Annotated in this window: 20 protein-coding genes and 4 pseudogenes; 10 read left to right on the top strand and 14 right to left on the bottom strand. The window is 66.3% G+C overall.

The annotated features are described in order from the left end of the window. Window positions 1-6: 6 nt before the first annotated feature. The 3 genes from ACZ3IC_RS30855 (at window position 7) to ACZ3IC_RS30845 (ending at window position 2086) form a co-directional block, all read left to right on the top strand. Window positions 7-1038: a fumarylacetoacetate hydrolase family protein gene (locus ACZ3IC_RS30855; RefSeq protein WP_467421556.1), complete on the top strand. Its 1032-nt coding sequence runs from the start codon at window positions 7-9 to the stop codon at window positions 1036-1038. Further along, a complete protein-coding gene (locus ACZ3IC_RS30850) occupies window positions 1035-1589 on the top strand; it encodes a type II 3-dehydroquinate dehydratase (protein WP_467421554.1) in 555 nt (184 codons plus the stop codon). The genes ACZ3IC_RS30855 and ACZ3IC_RS30850 overlap by 4 nt, the downstream gene beginning before the upstream one ends. A 188-nt stretch (window positions 1590-1777) precedes the next feature. Further along, complete coding sequence (locus ACZ3IC_RS30845; protein WP_467421593.1) at window positions 1778-2086, top strand: acetyl-coenzyme A synthetase N-terminal domain-containing protein; 309 nt, start codon at window positions 1778-1780, stop codon at window positions 2084-2086. A 498-nt stretch (window positions 2087-2584) separates the two neighbouring features. Here ACZ3IC_RS30845 and ACZ3IC_RS30840 read toward each other — a convergent pair whose 3' ends face one another. Continuing rightward, the gene (locus ACZ3IC_RS30840) at window positions 2585-2770 is read right to left on the bottom strand and encodes a hypothetical protein (protein ID WP_467421552.1); all 186 of its coding nucleotides are present in this window, start codon (window positions 2768-2770) and stop codon (window positions 2585-2587) included. Here ACZ3IC_RS30840 and ACZ3IC_RS30835 point away from each other — a divergent pair. Then, window positions 2742-2903: pseudogene (locus tag ACZ3IC_RS30835) on the top strand (IS256 family transposase); the annotation flags it as partial. The gene ACZ3IC_RS30840 and the pseudogene ACZ3IC_RS30835 sit on opposite strands and share 29 nt — an antisense overlap. A 66-nt stretch (window positions 2904-2969) precedes the next feature. Here ACZ3IC_RS30835 and ACZ3IC_RS30830 read toward each other — a convergent pair. The 9 genes and pseudogenes from ACZ3IC_RS30830 to ACZ3IC_RS30790 form a co-directional block, all read right to left on the bottom strand. Next, window positions 2970-4799 carry a helix-turn-helix domain-containing protein gene (locus ACZ3IC_RS30830; protein WP_467421550.1) on the bottom strand — a complete coding sequence of 610 codons (1830 nt, stop codon included), beginning with the start codon at window positions 4797-4799 and terminating at the stop codon, window positions 2970-2972. A gap of 13 nt (window positions 4800-4812) precedes the next feature. Next, window positions 4813-5529: an ABC transporter permease gene (locus tag ACZ3IC_RS30825; RefSeq protein WP_467421547.1), complete on the bottom strand. Its 717-nt coding sequence runs from the start codon at window positions 5527-5529 to the stop codon at window positions 4813-4815. A gap of 161 nt (window positions 5530-5690) precedes the next feature. Then, complete coding sequence (locus ACZ3IC_RS30820) at window positions 5691-6557, bottom strand: ABC transporter ATP-binding protein (protein WP_467421545.1); 867 nt, start codon at window positions 6555-6557, stop codon at window positions 5691-5693. Between the two features lie 100 nt (window positions 6558-6657). Continuing rightward, entirely contained in the window at window positions 6658-7707 is a 1050-nt protein-coding gene (locus tag ACZ3IC_RS30815) for an ABC transporter substrate-binding protein (protein ID WP_467421591.1), read from the bottom strand. A gap of 48 nt (window positions 7708-7755) precedes the next feature. Next, window positions 7756-9516: a helix-turn-helix domain-containing protein gene (locus ACZ3IC_RS30810; protein ID WP_467421589.1), complete on the bottom strand. Its 1761-nt coding sequence runs from the start codon at window positions 9514-9516 to the stop codon at window positions 7756-7758. A 231-nt stretch (window positions 9517-9747) separates the two neighbouring features. Then, the gene (locus ACZ3IC_RS30805) at window positions 9748-10260 is read right to left on the bottom strand and encodes a flavin reductase family protein (protein ID WP_467421543.1); all 513 of its coding nucleotides are present in this window, start codon (window positions 10258-10260) and stop codon (window positions 9748-9750) included. Window positions 10261-10712: 452 nt separating this feature from the next. Further along, window positions 10713-11868: pseudogene (locus ACZ3IC_RS30800) on the bottom strand (IS3 family transposase); the annotation flags it as partial. 197 nt (window positions 11869-12065) lie between these two features. Continuing rightward, window positions 12066-13210: pseudogene (locus ACZ3IC_RS30795) on the bottom strand (transposase); the annotation flags it as partial. Between the two features lie 95 nt (window positions 13211-13305). Further along, complete coding sequence (locus tag ACZ3IC_RS30790) at window positions 13306-14235, bottom strand: Rieske (2Fe-2S) protein (RefSeq protein ID WP_467421541.1); 930 nt, start codon at window positions 14233-14235, stop codon at window positions 13306-13308. On the opposite strand from ACZ3IC_RS30790, the pseudogene ACZ3IC_RS30785 reads away from it, so the two are divergent. Further along, window positions 14185-14816 (top strand): annotated as a pseudogene (locus ACZ3IC_RS30785) (iron-containing redox enzyme family protein); the annotation flags it as partial. The gene ACZ3IC_RS30790 and the pseudogene ACZ3IC_RS30785 sit on opposite strands and share 51 nt — an antisense overlap. Here ACZ3IC_RS30785 and ACZ3IC_RS30780 read toward each other — a convergent pair. The 4 genes from ACZ3IC_RS30780 to ACZ3IC_RS30765 form a co-directional block, all read right to left on the bottom strand. Further along, a complete protein-coding gene (locus ACZ3IC_RS30780) occupies window positions 14796-14981 on the bottom strand; it encodes a CDGSH iron-sulfur domain-containing protein (RefSeq protein ID WP_467421539.1) in 186 nt (61 codons plus the stop codon). The pseudogene ACZ3IC_RS30785 and the gene ACZ3IC_RS30780 overlap by 21 nt on opposite strands. 58 nt (window positions 14982-15039) lie before the next feature. Then, window positions 15040-15702, bottom strand: coding sequence for a HemK2/MTQ2 family protein methyltransferase (locus ACZ3IC_RS30775; RefSeq protein ID WP_467421537.1), 663 nt, complete (start codon window positions 15700-15702; stop codon window positions 15040-15042). Continuing rightward, complete coding sequence (locus tag ACZ3IC_RS30770) at window positions 15699-15857, bottom strand: hypothetical protein (RefSeq protein WP_467421535.1); 159 nt, start codon at window positions 15855-15857, stop codon at window positions 15699-15701. The genes ACZ3IC_RS30775 and ACZ3IC_RS30770 overlap by 4 nt, the downstream gene beginning before the upstream one ends. 150 nt (window positions 15858-16007) lie before the next feature. Beyond that, entirely contained in the window at window positions 16008-16391 is a 384-nt protein-coding gene (locus ACZ3IC_RS30765; protein ID WP_467421534.1) for a hypothetical protein, read from the bottom strand. Window positions 16392-16920: 529 nt separating this feature from the next. Here ACZ3IC_RS30765 and ACZ3IC_RS30760 point away from each other — a divergent pair. The 5 genes from ACZ3IC_RS30760 (at window position 16921) to amaP (ending at window position 19352) form a co-directional block, all read left to right on the top strand. Then, on the top strand, window positions 16921-17352 hold the full coding sequence (locus ACZ3IC_RS30760) for an Asp23/Gls24 family envelope stress response protein (protein ID WP_467421532.1): 432 nt from the start codon (window positions 16921-16923) through the stop codon (window positions 17350-17352). Between the two features lie 38 nt (window positions 17353-17390). Beyond that, window positions 17391-17600 (top strand): hypothetical protein, encoded by a 210-nt coding sequence (locus tag ACZ3IC_RS30755; RefSeq protein ID WP_467421529.1) that lies wholly within the window; start codon window positions 17391-17393, stop codon window positions 17598-17600. A 182-nt stretch (window positions 17601-17782) separates the two neighbouring features. After that, complete coding sequence (locus tag ACZ3IC_RS30750; RefSeq protein ID WP_467421528.1) at window positions 17783-18067, top strand: hypothetical protein; 285 nt, start codon at window positions 17783-17785, stop codon at window positions 18065-18067. Continuing rightward, entirely contained in the window at window positions 18064-18747 is a 684-nt protein-coding gene (locus ACZ3IC_RS30745) for a DUF6286 domain-containing protein (RefSeq protein ID WP_467421527.1), read from the top strand. The genes ACZ3IC_RS30750 and ACZ3IC_RS30745 overlap by 4 nt, the downstream gene beginning before the upstream one ends. Window positions 18748-18755: 8 nt before the next feature. Further along, complete coding sequence (gene amaP / locus ACZ3IC_RS30740; RefSeq protein ID WP_467421526.1) at window positions 18756-19352, top strand: alkaline shock response membrane anchor protein AmaP; 597 nt, start codon at window positions 18756-18758, stop codon at window positions 19350-19352. Window positions 19353-19437 lie beyond the last annotated feature (85 nt).

Here is a 19437-nt window from a genome sequence, read left to right as displayed (position 1 = left end):
ACGACGATGAAGTGGTGCACGTACAAGTCGCCGGAGGATGCGTCGCTGCGCACGGGCGTGCTCAGCGATGGCGGCGACTACATCTTCGGCCTCGACGCAGGCGTCACCCTGCTGGGCCTTCTGGAACGCGGCGCACTGGTACAAGCTGGGCGGGACGCGCTCCGCAACCCGGCTGGTGTCGTGGAGGTGGGGGACGTCGAGTTGGCGCCCCCCGTCCCCCGGCCGCCCTCGTTCAGGGACTTCATGTCCTTCGAGACGCATCTGCAGAACTCGGCGCGGGCTATGTGCGTCGACGTACCGGACGTCTGGTACCGCGCTCCTGCTTTCTACTTCTCCAACCCCGCGGCGCTGCTCGGGCCGCACGTACCAATGAAGCGGCCCCCTGGGACCGAGGCGCTCGACTACGAACTGGAGGTGGCCGCCATCGTCGGCCGTCCGGGCTCGGATCTCGGCCCGGATGAAGCAGAGGACCACATCGCCGGCTACGTCGTCCTCTGCGACTGGAGTGCGCGCGACGTCCAGAGTGAGGAGATCCCACTGACGATGGGGCCGTCCAAGAGCAAGGACTTCGCAACCAGCGTCAGCGGCTTCCTGGTCACGCCGGACGAGCTCGGTGGCCCAGGTGTCGGAGGACGGTACGGGCTACGGATGACCGCGCAGGTCAACGGGACTCTTTACAGCGAAGGGAATCTCGCCGACCTGCATTGGAGCTTCGCCGACATGCTCGCGGCCGCATCGAGGAACACGACCATTCTGCCGGGCGATCTCATCGGCAGTGGCACGGTCGGCACGGGCTGCATCCTCGAACTGTCCGGACTGCACGGAACTGATGCGTATCCGTTCCTCGCGACGGGCGACAGGGTACGCCTCAGCGTCGACGGCATCGGTGTGATCGAGACCGAGATCTGCGACTCCGGCGACGTGATCCCAGGATGTGGACTCTCCGCACCGAGGAAGGCTCCTCTCTTGACTCGAACGGAAGGCGACAAGTGGGATACGCCCGGGACTCGCACGACGAGATATGAGGAGACACAGTGAATCAAGCATCGACCGCCTACGACCCCAGCCGCTGGTCTTCGATCCGCACCGGTGACCAGAGGTACCGCATCGGTGTCATCGACGGACCCAACATGTCCAACATGCACAACCGGGACCGCAGTGTGTACGGCGGTGCCTCGATCCAGGAGCTCCAGAAGTTCGTCCAGGCGTTCGGTGAGAGCATCAACGTCGAGGTCGTGTCGATAGTCTCGAACCACGAGGGCGAGATCGTCGAGTGGATCCACGAAACCGCACCGACGGTTGACGGGTTCCTGATCAACCCCGCCGGGCTGACCTTCACGGGTGAGCCGACGAAGTGGGCGCTGGCCGACAGCAACAAGCCGTTCATCGAGGTGCACTTCCGCAACGTCGTCGCCGGCAAGGCGATGGCTCCGCTCGGCCACGAGCGGCGGTTCGTGTTCACGACCGCGGCGCGGGGCGAGGTTTTCGGGTTCCAGCAGTACAGCTACACGGCTGCGTTGCTCGGTCTTGTCTGGGTTCTGGACGACCCTGACCTCACGAACGAGCTCTCCGTCGGTCAGATCTGCTGAGCCAGCAGCCCTGCACGGGACCGTACGCACGGCGCCGCCTGTCCCGAAAGGGCGTGGCGGCGCCGTTGCCATGTGGGTCACCCCAACGCCATTACCCGACATCCGAAAGGACCGCGACAAGTCGGAACGCACAGCGGAGCGCTCGTCCTCCAACATGACGAACTTCTGCGCCTGGTTGGACGCGGAGCATCGACTCCGCTTCGACGACTACCAGTCGTTGCACCGGTGTCGACGGCCGCCCCGAGACGTTCTGGGACGTGGTGGCGGAGCACTTCGACGTGCCGATGAAGCGTGATCCCGCGGGCCCTGTTCTGCTCGACGCGAAGTTGCCCGATGCCCGTTGGTTCCGCGGGGCACGGCTCAACTACGTCGATCAGGTCATGCGGCACGCGGACCGCGACGGCGACGCCGTCGTGAGCCTCGACGAGTCGGGTGACCGCGACGAGTCACCTGGCGTGACCTCCGGGATCGTGTGGGTGCCCTGTCGGGCTGGTTGAGGGCGCAAGGTGTCGGCCCCGGGGGACGCCGTCGCGGCCTACCTCCCCAACATTGCCCAAACCGTCGTTGCCTTCACGGCGAGCATCGGCGCGACCTGGACCGCCTGCTCCCCCGAGTCCGCTCCCGCAGCCGCTGCGGATCGTTTCGCTCTTGTGCCGCCCGCCTGTTCACGGCCGACAGCTATCAGTACGCCGGCCGGACGTACCTCCGGGCTCGCGAATCGCGGGACCTGGCGAGGATGTTGCCGTCCGTCACGACGCACGTGATGGTCCGCCGCAGCAGCACCGACCTCGAGCAGGAGCACGACTTCGACCGAATCGTCGCGGGTGCGGCTGCGCTGACTGTCAGGCACCGACATACTCAACAACTTGACAGCGCCCTTCGGCGTCTCCGGCCGGGCGATGCTCGAAGCCCTCATCGCCGGGGAACGCAGCCCCAAGGCCCTCGCGGACCTGGTTCACGGCACCATCAAGGCCAGCCACGCCACCCTGGCCGAATCACTGACCGGCCGCTTCGAAGAACACCACGCCTTCATGTGCCGGATGCTGCTGGACACCGTCGACTACCTCACCATGCAGATCGACAAGCTCACCGCCCGCATCACCCTGCGCCTGGCCGGGCTGTCCACCACCGAGGACGACGAGGCCCCCGGACCACTTCCCCAACGAGACCGCCGCCCTCAAACGCCTCTACCTGGCCACCCTCGCCCTCGACCCCACCGGCCGCGGCCGCCAGCGCTGGAACAACCGCTGGAAGTCCGCCCTCAACGAGTTCGATGTCCTCTTCGATGGCCGCCTTACCGCCGGACGAGTGTAGGCCGAACAGCCCACCAAAGAACTTGTAGGCCAAACAGACGAATCACACCTAATGCCTGATAGACCCTCAGGCGAGGCCCAGTTGGTTGAGGCGGCGGTAGAACGTGGAACGGGACAACTCGAGCTCCTGCGCCGCTGCTGCCTTGTTGCCGTCGTGGGCGAGCAGTACGGCGGTGATCGCGTCGCGTTCTACACGCTCGAGCGGCGTCAGTCGGCGATGGGAGGGACGAACACGGGGCCGCAGCGGCAACTGGGTCGGCGTGATCGGTCCTTCGCCGGCAACGGCGCGAGCTCGAAACAGGACGCGCCTTAGCTGCTCGACGTTGCCTGGAAGCGACCGTTCCTGGATCGCCCGGACCGCGTCGTTGTCGATGACCGAGCCCAGCTGGGTGATATCGACGCCCATGATGTCGGCGATCAGCGCCGGAAGGTCCTGGGAGATCTCCGACACCGACGGGACCCTGAGGTATGCATCGAATGCCGGCTCGAGCCAGGTGGGGAGCTCACCGGGTGCCGGCGCGAGCCGGTAGGTGCCGATCACGGCCCCGAATTGTCGCGATGCCGTGTTCAGGGACCCTTCCATGAGCGGGATGTCGCACTCGGGAATCGCCTCGAGGTGGCGGACGAGCAGGCAGGCACGACCGTTCGCGTCAGGCGCGACAGCGTCCACGAAGGACCCGTCGACGAGCTGGCTGGCTTCGCAGGTGTGCACGTCGTACCCCAGCTTGTTGAGCACGCGCCGTGACACTGTGCTCTTCCCGGCGTGCCGCGGGCCGTATACGAGGCACGCCGGTGCGGTCTTCAGTATCCGCTCGGCCTCGTAGTAGAGGGCGTTGATTGGGCGCGAAGCGGCTGACGAGCCGCCCCGGCCGGTTGCCGACCGGGTTGGGGCCGTTGATCCCGTCGTGCGCGGTGGGCATCCGTCATGCGGGCTACAGAGCTGGACGACCCCTCCGATGAGTTCCTTGCTGGAGCGAACAGGGCGGACCGCGAGCCGCAGCCCTTGCGGCGTCTCGATTTCGTGGACACCGGTGCCCGTCGGTTCACCTTCGTCGGCTGACCTCTGGATGCATTCCCACAGGTCAGCGTGGCTTGGATACCCGCCGCGGGCTGACGCCTCCATGTTCGAGAGATACAGGCGCGCGTTGATGGCGATGACCGGTCGCCGAGGCCCCCTTCGCTCCACCTGGAGGTAAGCGTCCAGTAGCTCGCGATCAGCGCGGCTGTAGCCAGTGACCAGCGCCGCGCTGATGTCTCGGGCCGCCTGGTTCACCAGCGACGACACCAAGCCCAGCGGAATGGTCAGATCGCATCCGACCGACACCACCCCCTGGAGCACACCCGCTCCCGGATGGACGATCGGCGCGCCGGCGCCTGACAACAGGCTCAGATTCTCGTGGTAGTGCTCAGGCCCCCAGACTGTGATGGGTCGCTTTTCCTCCTTCACGGTCGCGAGGACGGTGGTGCCGACGAGGCTTTCGTCGATGACTGAGCCGACCTTGCAGATCCCTTCCAGCATGGCCTCGAAAGACTGCGAGGCCACCCAGCGACCGACGATCTGCGCATTGCGGTCTAGCAACTGTATCGAGACCTGGGCTTCTCCGAAGTCGTCGAGGAGCGAACGTACGACGGGGCGCGCGGCACGCAGCAGGGAGCTGTCCGGGTTGACGGCAGGCCCCGGGTGCAGGTCGAGGGGAGCTGTTGGGGACACGCCCGCCATCAACGACCGGTACCATGAGCGCAGGATCTCCGGCCGGACGACATCACTCGGATCATCGCCTCGAAGAAATGCCTCTCGCGCGCGACGTAGTCGCCGCAGCAGGTTGTCCTGTGCCGCGACCGCGACCCGATCAGGCATAGCCACCTCGCCAACTACAACGCGCACCACGCCCTGCATGCTCGCTCGTTGCTCACCGCTGCCAGCGCAACAGCCAGCGTTCGATCGAGGACATCAGGCCGTTGAGCATCAGGGCGAACACGAGCACAACCACCAGCACTGCGAACACCGAACCCGGCTGGAAGCTCTGCGACTCCAGAGCGATCTTCCGGCCCCATCCGTGGTCGGCCGCCAGCATCTCACCGAAGATTGCGGCCAACAAGGCGTACACCGCACCGAGCTTGAGCCCGGAGAACAGGGAGGGCACCGATGCCGGCAACACGATCTTGAGGAACATGTCCCGTTCGCTGGAGCCGATTGCGCGCCCCATCATGATGAAGTCCGGGTCGATGGTCCTGATGCCCGACTCGGTGGCGACCATGACGATGAAGAAGACGACGCTCGCGACCAGGTACACCTTCGAATCGGGACCGATGCCGAACCACAGGATGAACATCGGCGCCAGTGCAACCCGAGGCAGCGCGTTGAGTGCGGTGAAGAACGGCGTACTCACGGCACGGAACATCGGGTACCGCCCCAGCATCAAGCCCACTGGCACGCCGAGCACCGCACCCAGCGCGAATCCGAGCAGTGTTTCGCTGATCGTGGTCAGGCTGTCGGTGACGATCTCCGAACTCGTCACGTACGCCACGAGCTGGTCCCAGATGGTGCTCGGCCTGGAGTAGAAAACTTCCTTGCCCCAGCTGCGGCGAACGGCGATCTCCCAGAAGGCCAGGAAGCCACCGAGCACGCACAACTGGATCGCGAGGACCGAAGCGTTGCGTGCCGAGAGCCATGCGGGACGACGCCGGCGATCCTTCCTTACCGCACTGTCCCGAGGTCGCCCGATCGCGGCGGGACCGGGCCGTTGGATTTCGTCTTGGAGTGATGTCGTCATGTCCGTGACTCCGATCAGATCTGTGCGATGTCGAGCTGAGCGATCTCACCGCGGAGAAGTTCCCATACGCCCTGAGTGATCTCGCGGAAGCGCGGGTCATAGCGGATCTCCGCCGCATCCCGGGGACGAGGCAGATCCACGCGGATGTCCGCGATGACTCGGCCGGGCCGGTGCGACAGCATGACGACTCGATCAGCCATCGCAACCGCCTCTTCGATGTCGTGGGTGACCATGACGACCGTGCGATGCGCCTTCTCCCAGATCTCGATGAAGGTGGTCTCCAGGAGCATCTTCGTCTGCTGGTCCAGAGCGGAGAATGGCTCGTCGAGGAGCAGCAGCTCCGGATCGGTCGCAAGGGTTCGGGCAATTGCCACTCGCTGGCGCATGCCTTGGGAGAGCTGGGACCGGTAGGTCTTCTCGAACCCGGCCAGCCCGACCACTTCGAGCATGCGACGCGCGGTGGCCAGGCGATCCCGCTTCGGAACGCCGCGGACCTCGAGTCCGTAGGCGACGTTCGCCACTGCCGTACGCCATGGCAGAAGCGAGTCACGGGCCGAGATGTATCCGACCTGCCGGCTGGGCTTTTCGACGCGATCCCCCCGGACTTCGATCATTCCGTCTTGCAGGGGAATCAGTCCGGCGACGAGGTTCAGCAGGCTGGTTTTCCCGCAACCACTCGGACCGACGAGTGCGATGTACTCGCGTTCGCCGACGTCGAGGGAAACGCCATCGATCGCGAGCGTCGGCTCGGAGCCCCGTCGGACGAATTGGTGCGTCACGTTGCGAACCGAGATGGCGGGGATGGTCGAGCTTGCTCCACCAGCCGTGGGACGCCCCTCCAGCGAGCTGCGCTGTCGTCCAGCATCGGTGCCCGATGACATGCAATCAGAGTCAGTCACGTTCTGTCTCCCATTCCTGCCGGTCTGAGGCTCCTCCGTGCGGGGTCAGCGCTGGAGGAGCCCCAATGGTTCGCTGGCGTCACTACGAGAGCCCAGCGGTCTTCCATGCGATGTCGTGGCACGTGGCTGGACCCTTGCCGGCCGCCATCTGGTTCGTCTTGGTCAGCCACTCGGTGATGTTGTCAATACTGCTGCAGGTCGCGGTCGTGCCGAAGTAGCCCTTGCTCATCGAGATCACGGCATCGATAGTGGCGTCACTCGTGATCGGCGAGTTCTTCTTGTAGATGGCTCTCGCCTCGGCGGCGTTGGCCGGGTCGTCGATCCAGACCACGGCATCCGCTATAGCGTCGGCGAACTTCTGGAACTTTTCGGGCGACTGCTTGAGCTGGGGCTCGAGAGCCCAGGCCCCGTTGCCGAACCAGTCGGAGAACCTTCCGTCACGCTTGAGATCGACGAGCGGACGGCCGACCTTGATGATCTGCGTGGTGTAGGTGGCGGCAGTGTCCTCGGCGAACATAATGTCGATCTGCTTGGCCTTCATTGCGCTGCCGATCATCTCGCCGGCGCTGGCCGGCACGAAGGTCACGTCGGATTCCTTGAGTCCGGCTTCCTTGAGGACGGAGATGCCGGCAATGTGGCTCTCGGCTCCGAGGCCGACGACCCCGATCCGCTTGCCCTTCGCACAGAGGATCGGCTTCGGGTAGGGATCGTTGACGTAAGGGCAGGAGTCCATCACTTCGTTCGAGGCGATCATGTTGTAGATGGACTTCGGAATCGTGGTGGTGACCAGCTTGATCGGCTGGCCGGTGGCACGGGCGGTCTCTGCGATTGTTGCGCCGCTCAGCATCACGTCGATGCTCTTGGAGTTCAGCGCCGAGATCATCGTCGGCCCCGCAAGGATCGTCTTCAGTTCGACGTCGAGCCCGTGACTCTTGAACAATCCCTGTTCCTCGGCAGCCCAGACCGGCATGCTGACGTACAACGGGAAGACGCCGACCTTGAGCTTGTTCGACGACGCGCTGCCTGATCCGCCGTCGCAGGCTGAGAGTGCGATCGCCAGCACTGAGCACAGGCCGAACGCCATGGCGCGTCTGACGCGCCCACTGAATGCGAAGGTTTCGCGAGTGTACATGTTCACAACAGATCCATCCTTGTGCACTCCGAGTTATCCGGTGCCGTGCTACCCGAGCTGTTCGTCGTCCATCGATGCGTCGAGAGGAACCTCGTGCACCGGCGGTTCCGAGTCCGACCAGGCGGACCGCGGTACGAGTCGGTCGATGGACATGGCGAGCTCAAGGCGTAGCAGGACCTTGGGCTCGCTCAGACTGGAGAGCCCCAGAATCTGGCTGATGCGCTTAAGCCTGTAGCCGACCGAGTTGTGATGGAGGTGGAGTCGCTTGCCGGTCTCGATGGCGCTGCAGTCCGAGTCCAGGTAGGTGCGCAATGTATCGACCAGGTCGGACCGACGCTTGGCGTCGTAATCGCGAAGCGGGCCCAGAGTCCGTTCCGCGAAGTGAACGAGATCGCGCGGCTGCTTCACTGCGAGCAAGAGACGAAAGATGCCGAACTGCTCGACCGTCACTGTGCGATCCGGCTCAGCAGAATCGCTGACGAGGTCCAGCAGTGCGACCGCGTGCCGGTAGGCATCGCGGTGCCCCTCGACGGTGTCGCTCGGATCGGCGACGGCAACCGTCATCGTCGAGCCACCTGCGTAGGCGCTGACCTCGCGCCGTAGTGCGTCTGCGAATTCCCGGGCCGCCTGGAGCGGTCCGTCGGCGAGCAGGACGACGAGCTGCTGGTCGAACTCGGCGACGAGGTGCGCGTCGGGCGTGCGCCGGACCAGGTCCTCAGCTGCGGCGAGCAACGAGCGATGGATCCGGCGCGGAGCCTCGGCAGACCCGACCGCCGACGCACCGGTGATGCGGCCAACGACCAAACGGTTGCTGACAGTCAGGTCGATCCCCCACCGGCCGCGCGCATGTGCAGCGAGTGCCAGTTCCCCCACTCCCGGCGCCGCGAGCAGCTCCTCGACGAGATCACCGCGGAGCCTGGCCTCGGCGTCGAGCGCCGCCCATCGGCGCATTAACATCATCGCGACCAGGACGGGAGCCATGTGCAGCATGCTGGCCACCTCCGGACGCGAGGCATCGGCTTCGGCACAACGGATCAGCAGTGTTGCCACGACTTCGTCGTCGAGCACGACGTCGCGCAGTGCCTTCAGCCCGTCCCCCTCGTCAGTCGGCGCCTCGCCGGCCAAGGAACGCTCGAACGCGTCCGACACGTGCAGACGGGCGCCAGTCATCTGCTCGAGGCGCCCGAGCAACCGGTCGAGGCCGGCTTCCTGGATCACGAGGCCGTGGAGTTCATCGAGGTTGGCCTGAGCGACGCGCATCGCATGACACTTCGTCTGGAGTGCGTTGATCTGGCGACGCTGAGCATCGGCTTCGGCCTGCTGGGCACGTGCTGCGAGGTGGTTGTCAAGCAACAGGCTGATGAGGTTCGCGAAGTTCTCCATCGTGAGGACTGTCGCGTCGTCGAAGCAAGCAACGTCGGAGCAGTACACGTTGACGACGTACCCGGCGTCCTGCCCAACCAGCAGCGGTAGCGAGAGCATCGAGCCGATGCCTTCGCGCGAGGCCGGTCGGCCCCAAACGACGGGCAGGTTCTCCTTGGGTCCGGTGGCCACGACAGGACGTCGCGAACGGAAGGCGCGGCTCGTCGGAGCTTCGCCTCGGTCCCCGGTGCTCGTCATCACCGGGTGCCGCGTGATCGTGTCGATGTAGGTGGCGGAGACTCCGTGCGCGGCGACGACGTCGAGCGCCGCGGTGACGTCGTTGGGCTGCATCACCAGGGCCATCGTGTGCCCGGTCGTCTGGGCGACCTTGGCAGCAGCCAGCTCCAGGAGTTCGATCGTGGCGATGCCCCGATTGACTGCCCCCATGAGTTCGGCGAAGGCGCTGACAGTCGAGTTGACGGTCGGGGCCTCCGAGGTGTCGGTCCGCCGGTTGGGTGCGGCGGGGTGGGCTAGGACGGTCATCGGCTCTACCTCCTTTCGATGGCTCCGGTGTGATTCCCTGAAGGCAACAGGGTTCCTGTGCGCCTTCGGGGCAGCACTCTCGAATGCTGGGACCGGTGCACCAACGGTGTGGTATCCGGCTCTCAGACTCGACGCTCAGCGCTCAGAGGCCGCTCGCAACTGTCGTCGGTGGAAGATCAAAGGGGTGTCGGCTGCCTCGCCTCCCAGGGCAACGACCCTGCCGATGACGACTGCGTGATCGCCGATGATGTTTGTCTCGTCCAGAACACATTCCAGGTAGGCATCCGCTTCGGCCAGGACCGGGCCGCCGGTCGACCCAGGCCTGTGGAGCACGCCGGCGAATCGGTCGACTCCGGAAGCTGCGAACGTCTGCGCCAACTCCATGGCACGGTGCGAGATGAGGTTCACCACGAAGCGTTCGGCACTGCGGATCTTGGGCCACGTCGACGAGGTCAGCGCAGCGCAGAACAGAACCATCGGGGGTTCGAGGGAAACGGAGGTGAACGAGTTCGCCGTCATGCCGACCGGGCCCGCATCCGTCTTCGCGGTTATGATCGTGACCCCGGTCGGGTAGGCAGCCATCACCCTCCGGAACTGTCCAGGATCGACAATCGGGGCTCGATCCATCTCAAGGTCACTGGCAGTCATGGGGTGTTCCTCCCTGTTCGGCAAGCTGCCCAATCGAGCTGGAGGGCCGCGCCGCCCACTGTCCTCGACTTGGTGGCGTACATCACGCTAGGTCGCTCCAGCAGGGCCGATGTGTCTCAATTGTGGGACGCTCGTCAGAGCCCGAACGACCCTGGCACCGCTCGCGCAGGCAGGTCTGCATCCAGCGCTCCATGACAGATTTCACTCGGGTATCTGGATGCCGGTGATGACGACCTTCAATCCGGCGTCGGACAGCAGGGCGTCGAAGGCGGCCGTGACCTTGGAGTCGCGATCGGGCCGCCCGCCCACCATCCGAGCCCTGGTGCTGCGCCTGGCCAGAGAGAACAGCTCGTGGGGCTACCTGGCATCGGGCCTTGACCCCGGAGTTTGAACACGTCTATGCGGCTCGGGTCAGGGTAGTTGATGTTGTGTGGAAGGCGTCCTCGTAGGCAGACGGGGATCGCTGGGCCGAGGCGGGAGTGTCGGCGTCGTGTGTTGTATCGATGGAGCCAGCGGAAGGCGTCGAGTCGGGCTTCGCGCTCGTTTGACCAGCCCTTTCGTCCTTTCAGCGTCTCTCTTTTGAAGGTTGCGTTGAACGATTCCGCAGCGGCGTTGTCCGTGCTGCTGCCGATCGCGCTCATGCTCTGACGGACACCGGCGAGGCGGCAGGCTTCGGTGAACGCCCGACTCGTGTACTGGGCTCCGTGATCGGTGTGCATCACGGCTCCGGCGAGGCTGCCGCGGGTCCGGATCGCGGCGGCGAGGGCGTCAGTGACGAGTTCGGAACGCATGTGGTCGGCGATCGCCCACCCGGCCAGACGCCGTGAACACAGATCGATGACGGTCGCGAGATAGCAGAACTTCCCGCCGCCGACGCTCAGGTAGGTGATGTCGCCGACGTACTTCGTGTTCACCTCGGTCGCGGTGAAGTCGCGGCCGATCAGGTCCGGCGCCTTCACTGCGACCGGGTCGGAGATGGTGGTGCGATGCCGGCGCCTCAGGCGGACCCCTTCGAGGCCGATGGTCCGCATGATCCTTGCCACGCGCTTGTGGTTGACCACCTGGCCGCCCTCGTCGCGGAGCTCGGCGGTGATCCTTGGGGCGCCGTAGGTGCCGTCGGAGTCGCGGTGGGCCTTGCGTATCCGGGCCGCAAGGCGGTCGTCGGCGGCCTGGCGGGCCGCCCGGTCCGGGGCGGTGCGGCGCCAGTAGTAGAAACTCGAGCGCGCGATCCCCAGGATCGAGCACAACCGCTTCACGCCGGACCGGCGCTGGTGATCGTCACGAACTGGCAGCGGTTCACCAGCGCGTCTCCCCTGCGAAATACCGAGCCGCTTTGCGGAGAATGTCCCGCTCCTCCTCGAGCTCCCGGATCCTCTTCCGTGCGGCGGCCAGCTCCGCCTGAACCGCGTCACCGTCAGGCTGCGGCGCCACCGCGGGTACGGAGTGGGCACCGGGGCGACGTCCGTCGGCGGCCCGGATCCAGTTGCGCAGCGTCTCGGTGTTCACCCCGAGGTCGGCGGCGAGCGACTTGATCGTCGCTCCCGGACGGGACCGGTACAACGCCACAGCGTCCGCCTTGGACTCGGCGGGGTAGTGCTTCATCCCCACGGGGACTCCGTTCTCCTGGACCATCAAGATCCAAGTCTCTCCGGTGTCCAAACTCCGGGGTCAGGGCCCGCCCTGGTCGCACTCCTTACCGGATCACGCGAGGCGGACGACGGTCCATTCAGAAGATCGCCGGGCCCGCCAGCGCAGGAATGCCGCGGCGCCGGTCAGGCTGACGGCAAGGCCGGCGGTCACGATGCCTTCGGGGCGGTCCAGCCGAGGGTCTGCTTCATCAGCCTGAAGGTGTGCTCGAGGTCGAATCTGCGAAGGAACGACTGCCACCAGCGGTCGACGTCCGCAGGAGTGGCGGCGGTGGTCGAGCACCACAGCCAGACCGGTTTCGGGTTGCGGTCGCCCGGTAGGCGCGCGACCCTCAGCCGCACCAACGTGCCGTGCAGGATGGGCAGTTCCTCCTTCGCGTGTTCCAGCCAGGGCCACGGTGGGTGAGCCGGGGGTGCATCCGGTTCCAGGCCATCGCCTCGGCAGTGCCGTAGCGGGTGGTGTCGGTGACCGTGGTGACGTCGGGCTGGTGCCAGCTTTCGGGCTTGGCGAAAGTGAGGACACCGCCATGGCGGCGGGGGCGTCCGCCCTTGGGTCCGGGGCGGACCGGGCCGGGGTCGCGGAGCATGACACGGTCCGAGCGCAGGCGCCCGATCAGTACGACCGGCAGGTCGGCCAGAGCGTGGGAGAGGTAGGCGACGTCGTAGCCGGCGTCCATCACGATCCCGATCTCCGGGTCGCCCGGCCGCCAGTGCCCAGCCTGCTTCAACCGCTCGACAACACAGCGGAGTTGGGCAGCGGTCACGATGGTGGCGTCGTCCTCGGGCCCCATGCGTGCGGCATCGAGCCGCGCGGTCCACGAGGTGCGGCCGGATTCCAGCGCGGCGACGAAGGAGTAGGGCCAGCCCGGCACGAACTGGTCCGTCTTGCGGTCACCGCGCCCGTGAACGTGACAGAACAGCCTCTCGTCGCTGGTCGGAGCGTCGGGACGAAGCCAGTTCGAGACGTCCACGGCCAGCACGATCCGCCCATCGGCCGCCCTCGACAGCGGCAGTTTGGCCAACACGCGGCGCAGCCGGGCCGGCTCGGCCCAGCCTCGCTCCAGCGCTTGGTAAAGAGCGCCGTGCCCCCTGCGGTGCTCGACCGCCAGCCACAGCTCGACCAAGGTCTTGACCGGTCCGTCTGTACACAACACCGCGTCCGTGAGCTCGAAGAGCGCATCCGCCCGTTTGTAGAGGCACTCGTAGAACTCAACCCGAAAGCGGGACAAGACGCGCCCAACGCCTCGCCTGCGGGCCCAGAGACGGGGAGACTCATACACAGCGGCCGTTCTCTCGTGCTTCATGACTCGACATCTCGAAGCGTGGAGAAACGGCCGCCTCCGCTGTCGCGGGAAGAACCGCAGATCAGCAGGTCGAGTGACAGGCGAGGTTAACGCCATTAGCCGGCGTCGGGCAGCTGTACGTGGACGGTGCCGTCGCTGTCCACGCTCACCTGGAAGGACGGCTGCGGTGCGGTGGCCGGCCCGCGTACGTTCGCGCCGTCCGACAGTCGGAAGACACTGCCGTGCCAGGGGCATTCCACGCAGCCGTCGGCGATCTTCCCGTCCGACAGGGGTCCTGACAGGTGGCTGCATCGCTCCGCGATGACATGAATGCGGCCGCCCGGCTGACGGAACACCAGCAAAGGCACCTCGCCCAGCTCCCGCCGCACGGCCTCGCCGACTGGGAAGTCCTCCACTCTGCCGACCGGGTGCCAACCCTCTTCCAACAGGTGCGGGACCGCTGCCGTCTTGTTGGCGCCTGCGGCTTGTCGATAGGCGAGGTGGCCACCGAGCATCCCGCCGGTACCAGCCATGCACAGCCCCGTAAAGCCGAGCGCTTTGCCCCATGCCGTATGGCCACGGCCGCGATGCACCCAGGATCCCGTGTAGAGGCCGATGGCCGCGGCGATCGACGTCGCGTGCACCAGGCCGGTACGCATCTGGTCCTCGTGCTGCTCAGCCCAGTCCACCCAGCCGGCCAAGGCAGCCGGCGCGGCTGCCAGTACGCCCACCCCCACCAGGATGCGGGCACTGCGCCGGGTGCCGGGCACGACGTCCAGCACTGCGGCGGAAAACCACGCGCCCATCGGAACCGGCACCAGCGCGGGATGTAGGGGATGGCCGATCGGCAGACCGTGCAGCACATCGCGCCAGCGCCCCAGAGGCACGCCGCGCACCAACCCGCGCACGGGGCTGATCACCACATCAAGCTTCTTCAGGCGGCCCAGCGCGTCGAGGGATCTCAGAAAGAGGTCCTCGGTGCGGACGGCCTCCCCTTCCTGCGGGACGAGGGCGAGCTGTGGCATCTGCGCGAGTACGCCGCCCACCGCTCGCTTTACCACCTCAAGGAGGCCGATCCGCACGTGTGGGTGATCCCGCGCCTGACGGGCCGGGCCAAGGCAGGAATGGCCGCTGTGGAGTACGACGAATTCGGAGCGGGACGGGCGGAACAGGTCCACTCGAAGCTGTTCGCCGATCTGATGGCGGACCTCAACCTGGACACCTCGTACGGGCGCTACCTCGACGCCGGATCGCGGCAGATGCTCGCGACCGTCAACCTCATGTCACTCTTTGGACTCTACTGCTCACACCGTGGTGCGCTGGTCGGTCACTTCGCCTCGGTGGAGACCACATCGCCACCAGGGTCGCGACGCCTTGCTCAGGCATTGAAGCGGGCCGGTGCCGGGCCTGCGGCCATCCACTTCTACGCGGAGCATGTGGAGGCACACGCCGTGCATGAGCAGCTCGTACGGCATGAGGTCGTCGCCGGTCTGCTCCAGGAGGAGCCGGATCTGGCACCGGACGTCGCCTTCGGTATCGGGGCCACCGGACGGTTGGAAGACCGGTTCGGGGAGCAGTTGCTCGGCGCATGGCGGGCGGCGAGTCCTCACTCCGTGTGCCGCTCTGAGGCCGGCGGCGGGGCTTTCTTCGGCCTCTTTCGGCCGCGGTGGCTCGTGTCGCACCAAGGGAAGATGAGGCTCCGCCGGCAGGTACACAGTGCGACGACAGGCCGGTCCGAGCGGGCAATGGTGCCGTCCTCCTGGACCACTTCGACCGGCCCCTCTACGAGCATAGGTCCGCCCGGCTCCTGCATGACGCGCCGTGCAGCTGCCCGCGGTGCGGTCTCCGGTTCAGTACGGCCGTTCTGCGCGGATCACCACCAGTTCCTCTTTCTCCTGGCCGGGTTCGATCAGGCCCTGGGTCTCCAGCCAGCCGGCCCGTTCACGCAGGACAGGACCGAAGGGAACGAACCGGCGGTCGGTCACAGCCACGTCCAATCCGGCTTCAGTCAGCCGCGCCAGCGTCATCGCTGGGTGACTCAGCGCGGAGTGGACCGCGAGCAGTACACCTCCGGGGCGCAGCAGAGCGGGGACCTTGGCACAGAGTCGGTCGATCACCGCCCGGCCGTCGATTCCCGCCTCCCAGGCCCGAGCAATACCGCGACGCGGTACGCGGGCGCTCGCGGACGGTACGTACGGCGGGTTCGCCAGCACCAGGTCGAACCTCAGGCCGATCACAGGCTCCGTCAAGTCGCCCAGGCTGGTCCGGATCACCCGTGCATACCCGGACAGCAGTGCGTTGAGTCGTGTGGTGAGCACCGCCGCGGCCGAAGTGTCGATGGCGGTCACGCGGGCGGCGCCGTAGCGGGCGGCGGCGATCGCCACTGCGCCGGTACCGGTACCCACGTCGAGTACCTCCGCTCCCCGTGACAGATGCTCGCGCCGAAGAGCGGATATCAACATGGCTGTGTCTTCCTGCGGCGCGTAAACACCCGGAGGCTGGAGGAACTTCAATGTCGCGACCGACTTTCAGAGATCACGCAGGGCGGGCAGCCTCCCAGTTCGTGCGCCCGGACGACATCAGTTGCGCTGCAGGCGTTGGTGAGAACGCCGACCACGGCGACGACTACCGCGGCGATCAGGATGACGAGCCCCAAGATGACGATCATGGCGTGCTCCGAGAATTTGCGGCGTACAACCACGCTAAGTCCGCAGAAGCCAAGGGGGCGTCAGACCTCGACGTCAGGCTCGGCGAGAAGGAGGTTGCGCGCTCCGCACCGTCGGCTCGCCAGGGACGGCGCCGTTCGGGGTCGGTGGGTTCAGTCGGAGTCGGAGCGCGGTTCCTGCGGGTCGACCCCTGTGGATGCGGAGGCGTCCCGGGTGCCGCTGGGGCGCTGGGACCGGCCCCGGGGGCCGGTGTCGTGCATGCCGCTCTCACCGGATTTCCCGGCGCGTTCCTGACCCGGGCGATGTGTGCTCTTGACCGTGTTGCCGGGGACCTCTTCGGTTTCCTCCTTGGAGATCTTCCTGCCAGGGCCGGGCTTCGGCGCATACTCGTTGGGATGGAAGGACCGGTGCGCGCTGTCGTTGGCCTCCTGATGGGTCTCTTCCACATCCGACGCCCGGCCGTGCTGGTGGGCGCCCTTGTGGCGGCTCGGTCCCTCGCCGTGCGAGGGCTGGGACGACCTCTCGTTCTTCGGCATGACCGGGCTTCCTTTCGAGTCTCCGCGACCGCGCGGATGCGGCGCAGTAGCCGACTCCAAGCATAACTAAATAGAAAAATTCTGGCATTTGTTGCACACGGGGGTGCGCGGATCGGTCGAGATTGTAGGGGCTCTGGGCGAAACAGTAAGAAGCTGCGGACGGAGATCGGCCGGTAGATTTACTGCGCCCCACCGAGTAGTCGACTTTGGCCCATCCCTGCTTCCGCTTGCCCCTCATCTGCGCCAGCTCGACTGGCTGCGCCTCGCTGAGCAGTGGTTCACCTAACTCGCGTGCAAGTAAGAGGCCTGTCTGCATCCACGCCTCGGTTTTCACCGGCCTCTCGCCCTCTAGCGTGGCCGCGGTTTCTTCCTGCTTGCACCCCGACTCCGCGGGGCTCTGGGCAGGGGCACTTCGTACCACTCGTTGGGCCACCCCGTCTCATGGTTTGCGCCTCTGATAAAACCCACTAAAAGGAATATAATCCGATCAAAGAGTGCTAGGTGATCTCCTTCAGGGAGGAATAGCCCGATGACTGAGAACACCGGCGGAAAGCACGGCGGTGCGCCCGGCTCTCGCGGTCGGACGACCATTGCCGACGTAGTGGTAGAGAAGATCGCCGGGATGGCGGCACGCGATGTGCCCGGCGTCCATGCCCTGGGCAGTGGATTCGCACGCTCGATGGGATCCATGCGGGAGCGGATTCCCGGCGCCGGTAGTGGCAAATCCGTCACGCGCGGGGTCAGCGTCGAGGTGGGAGAGGTACAGGCGGCCATCGATCTGGAGATCGTCGTCGACTACGGCGTCTCCATCACGGACGTGGCCAGTGACGTGCGCGAGAACGTGATCTCCGCAGTGGAGCGGATGGCGGGCCTGGAAGTCGTGGAAGTCAACATCGCGGTCAGTGATGTGAAGCTGCCCGACGAGGAGGACGAAGAGGAAGAGCGGCAGCGGGTTCAGTAGCCAAGGGGGAGCAGCCCGCTTGAGCGAAGGAGCGCGTGATGAGCAAGGCTGTGATCGGCTTGATTGCCGGAATGGCGCTGGGCTTCGCCGGATACTTCGGTGGTTTCTGGGCCTTCCTGCTCGTGCTGGCACTGGGCGCCGTCGGACTTGTCGCCGGGCGCTTGATGGAAGGTGATCTCGAACCGGGTGACTTCATCCGCCGCCGTGACGACCACCAGCGGATGCGCGATGACCGGCGACAGGCTTAGGGAGACTGGCGGCAGTGACCAGTGACGTCGATCGTCGTCCGGGCATTCCTCGCGGGGAGCGGGGTGCGACCATCGTCTCCGACCGAGTCGTTGCGAAGATTGCTTCCCACGTGGCCTGCGAGGCGCTGAGCCGGTTCACCGAGTCGGCCGGCCACGTACCGCCCGGCCGCCGGAAACCACGCGTGACGGCGTCTGTGCGGCGGGCACCGGAGCGGAACGAGAACGACGCAGGACGGGACGGCGATCCTGCCAATAGCCGTCCGGCCGTGCTCGGCGAAGTACGGATGCACATCGCCGTGGAGCTGGGCTATCCGTCCGACATCGGGGCTCAGTGCGCTGCGGTGCGCCGCGAGGTCATCGAGCGGCTCAGGACATGGGCCGGCATGGCTGTGTCCGAACTCACGGTGTCGGTTGAGAGGCTGCACTCGGTGTACTCGCGGCATGGAGACCGGGAGAGAGTGAGATGAGCGCGAACACCTGGCGGCATCCGACCGGCGATGGCGACATTCCCTCCGGTACGGGGCAGGCAACTACGTCTGCGGGAAATCCCCCAGGCAAGGGCGCGACGGCAGCAGTCCATAGAGCGGGCCGGCCGGCGCGCCGCTTCTGGTCCGCACGGCGGATCCCGGCAGCCATTGTGGCGCTGCTGTCCGTCGCAGCCATTGGGCTGCTCCTGTACGACGTGGTCTCGGTGCGGGCAGACCGGCCAGGGATGAGCTGGCGACGGCGTCTCGCCGAGGAACTGGCCACACGACCACTGCATGACATCTGGATGACCGTCGGGGCCGCAGTGGCGATGGCGCTTGGCCTGTGGCTTTTCCTGCTGGCGGTGACGCCGGGACTTCGCAGACTGCTACCCATGCGGCATCCCACCGGAATCCCCAGAAAAGCGGAGGTCCGCGCCGGGCTCGACCGCCACGCAGCCGCCCTGATTCTGCGCGACCGAGCCGTACGGGTGTCCGGTGTGCAATCGGCACGGGTCGATGTCGGCCGCCGGAAGGTCAAAGCCCGGGCACAGGCCCATTTCCGCGATCTCGACGAAGCCCACGCGGATCTGGACGCCGCGCTGAGCGAAGCCGCGACGAACTTGGAGCTCGCCCACCAGCCCACGCTGGACGTGCGCGTCCGGCGCCCGAAGAAGGGGTGAAGTGTCCCATGCTCAAGGCGGTGAACCGGGTGCTGCTGGGGCTACTCGGCCTTGGACTGTTCGCCCTGGGTGGCGGCGTGCTGCTGGGTGGGCTGGATCTGCAGCGCCGCTGGGGGTTCGACGTGCCGGGCTGGTGGCCTTTCCGAGGTCCGAACGATGTCGTGCTGGGCACCGAGGGACGCACCCGGTGGCGGGAAGAGGACTGGTGGTGGCCGGCCGTCATTGCGGTGCTCGCCGTGCTTCTCGCGCTGCTGCTGTGGTGGCTTCTGGCGCAACTGCGCAGACACCGGCTGGGCCAGGTCCTCATCGAGAGCGAAGACGACTCGACGGCTCGACTCAATGGCCATGCGCTGGAGGAGGCAATCGAGGAAGAGGCGCAGGTCCTGGACGGGATCTCGCGGGCTCATGTGCGGCTGACGGGTCGGCGTACTGCTCCGGCCGTACGAGTACGGTTGTTGCTAGAGCCTCACGTGGAACCGGCGCGAGCTCTGGAGCAACTGAGCCGGGAAACGCTCGAACACGCACGGGACTCGGCAGGCCTGGACTGCCTCCCGTCGGAGGTCCGACTCCGGGAAGTCCGCCACCGCGCCCGCCGCGTCGCCTAGAGCCTGTCCGGGCGATCATCTTGTCGGCGCCATTCCCCGACGTTGTCAGTCCCCGCCGCTACTGTTCGGCCATTCACGATCTTCA

The organism is Streptomyces sp. NPDC002958 (genome assembly GCF_055563255.1).
This window is presented reverse-complemented; position numbering and strand designations above follow the sequence as displayed.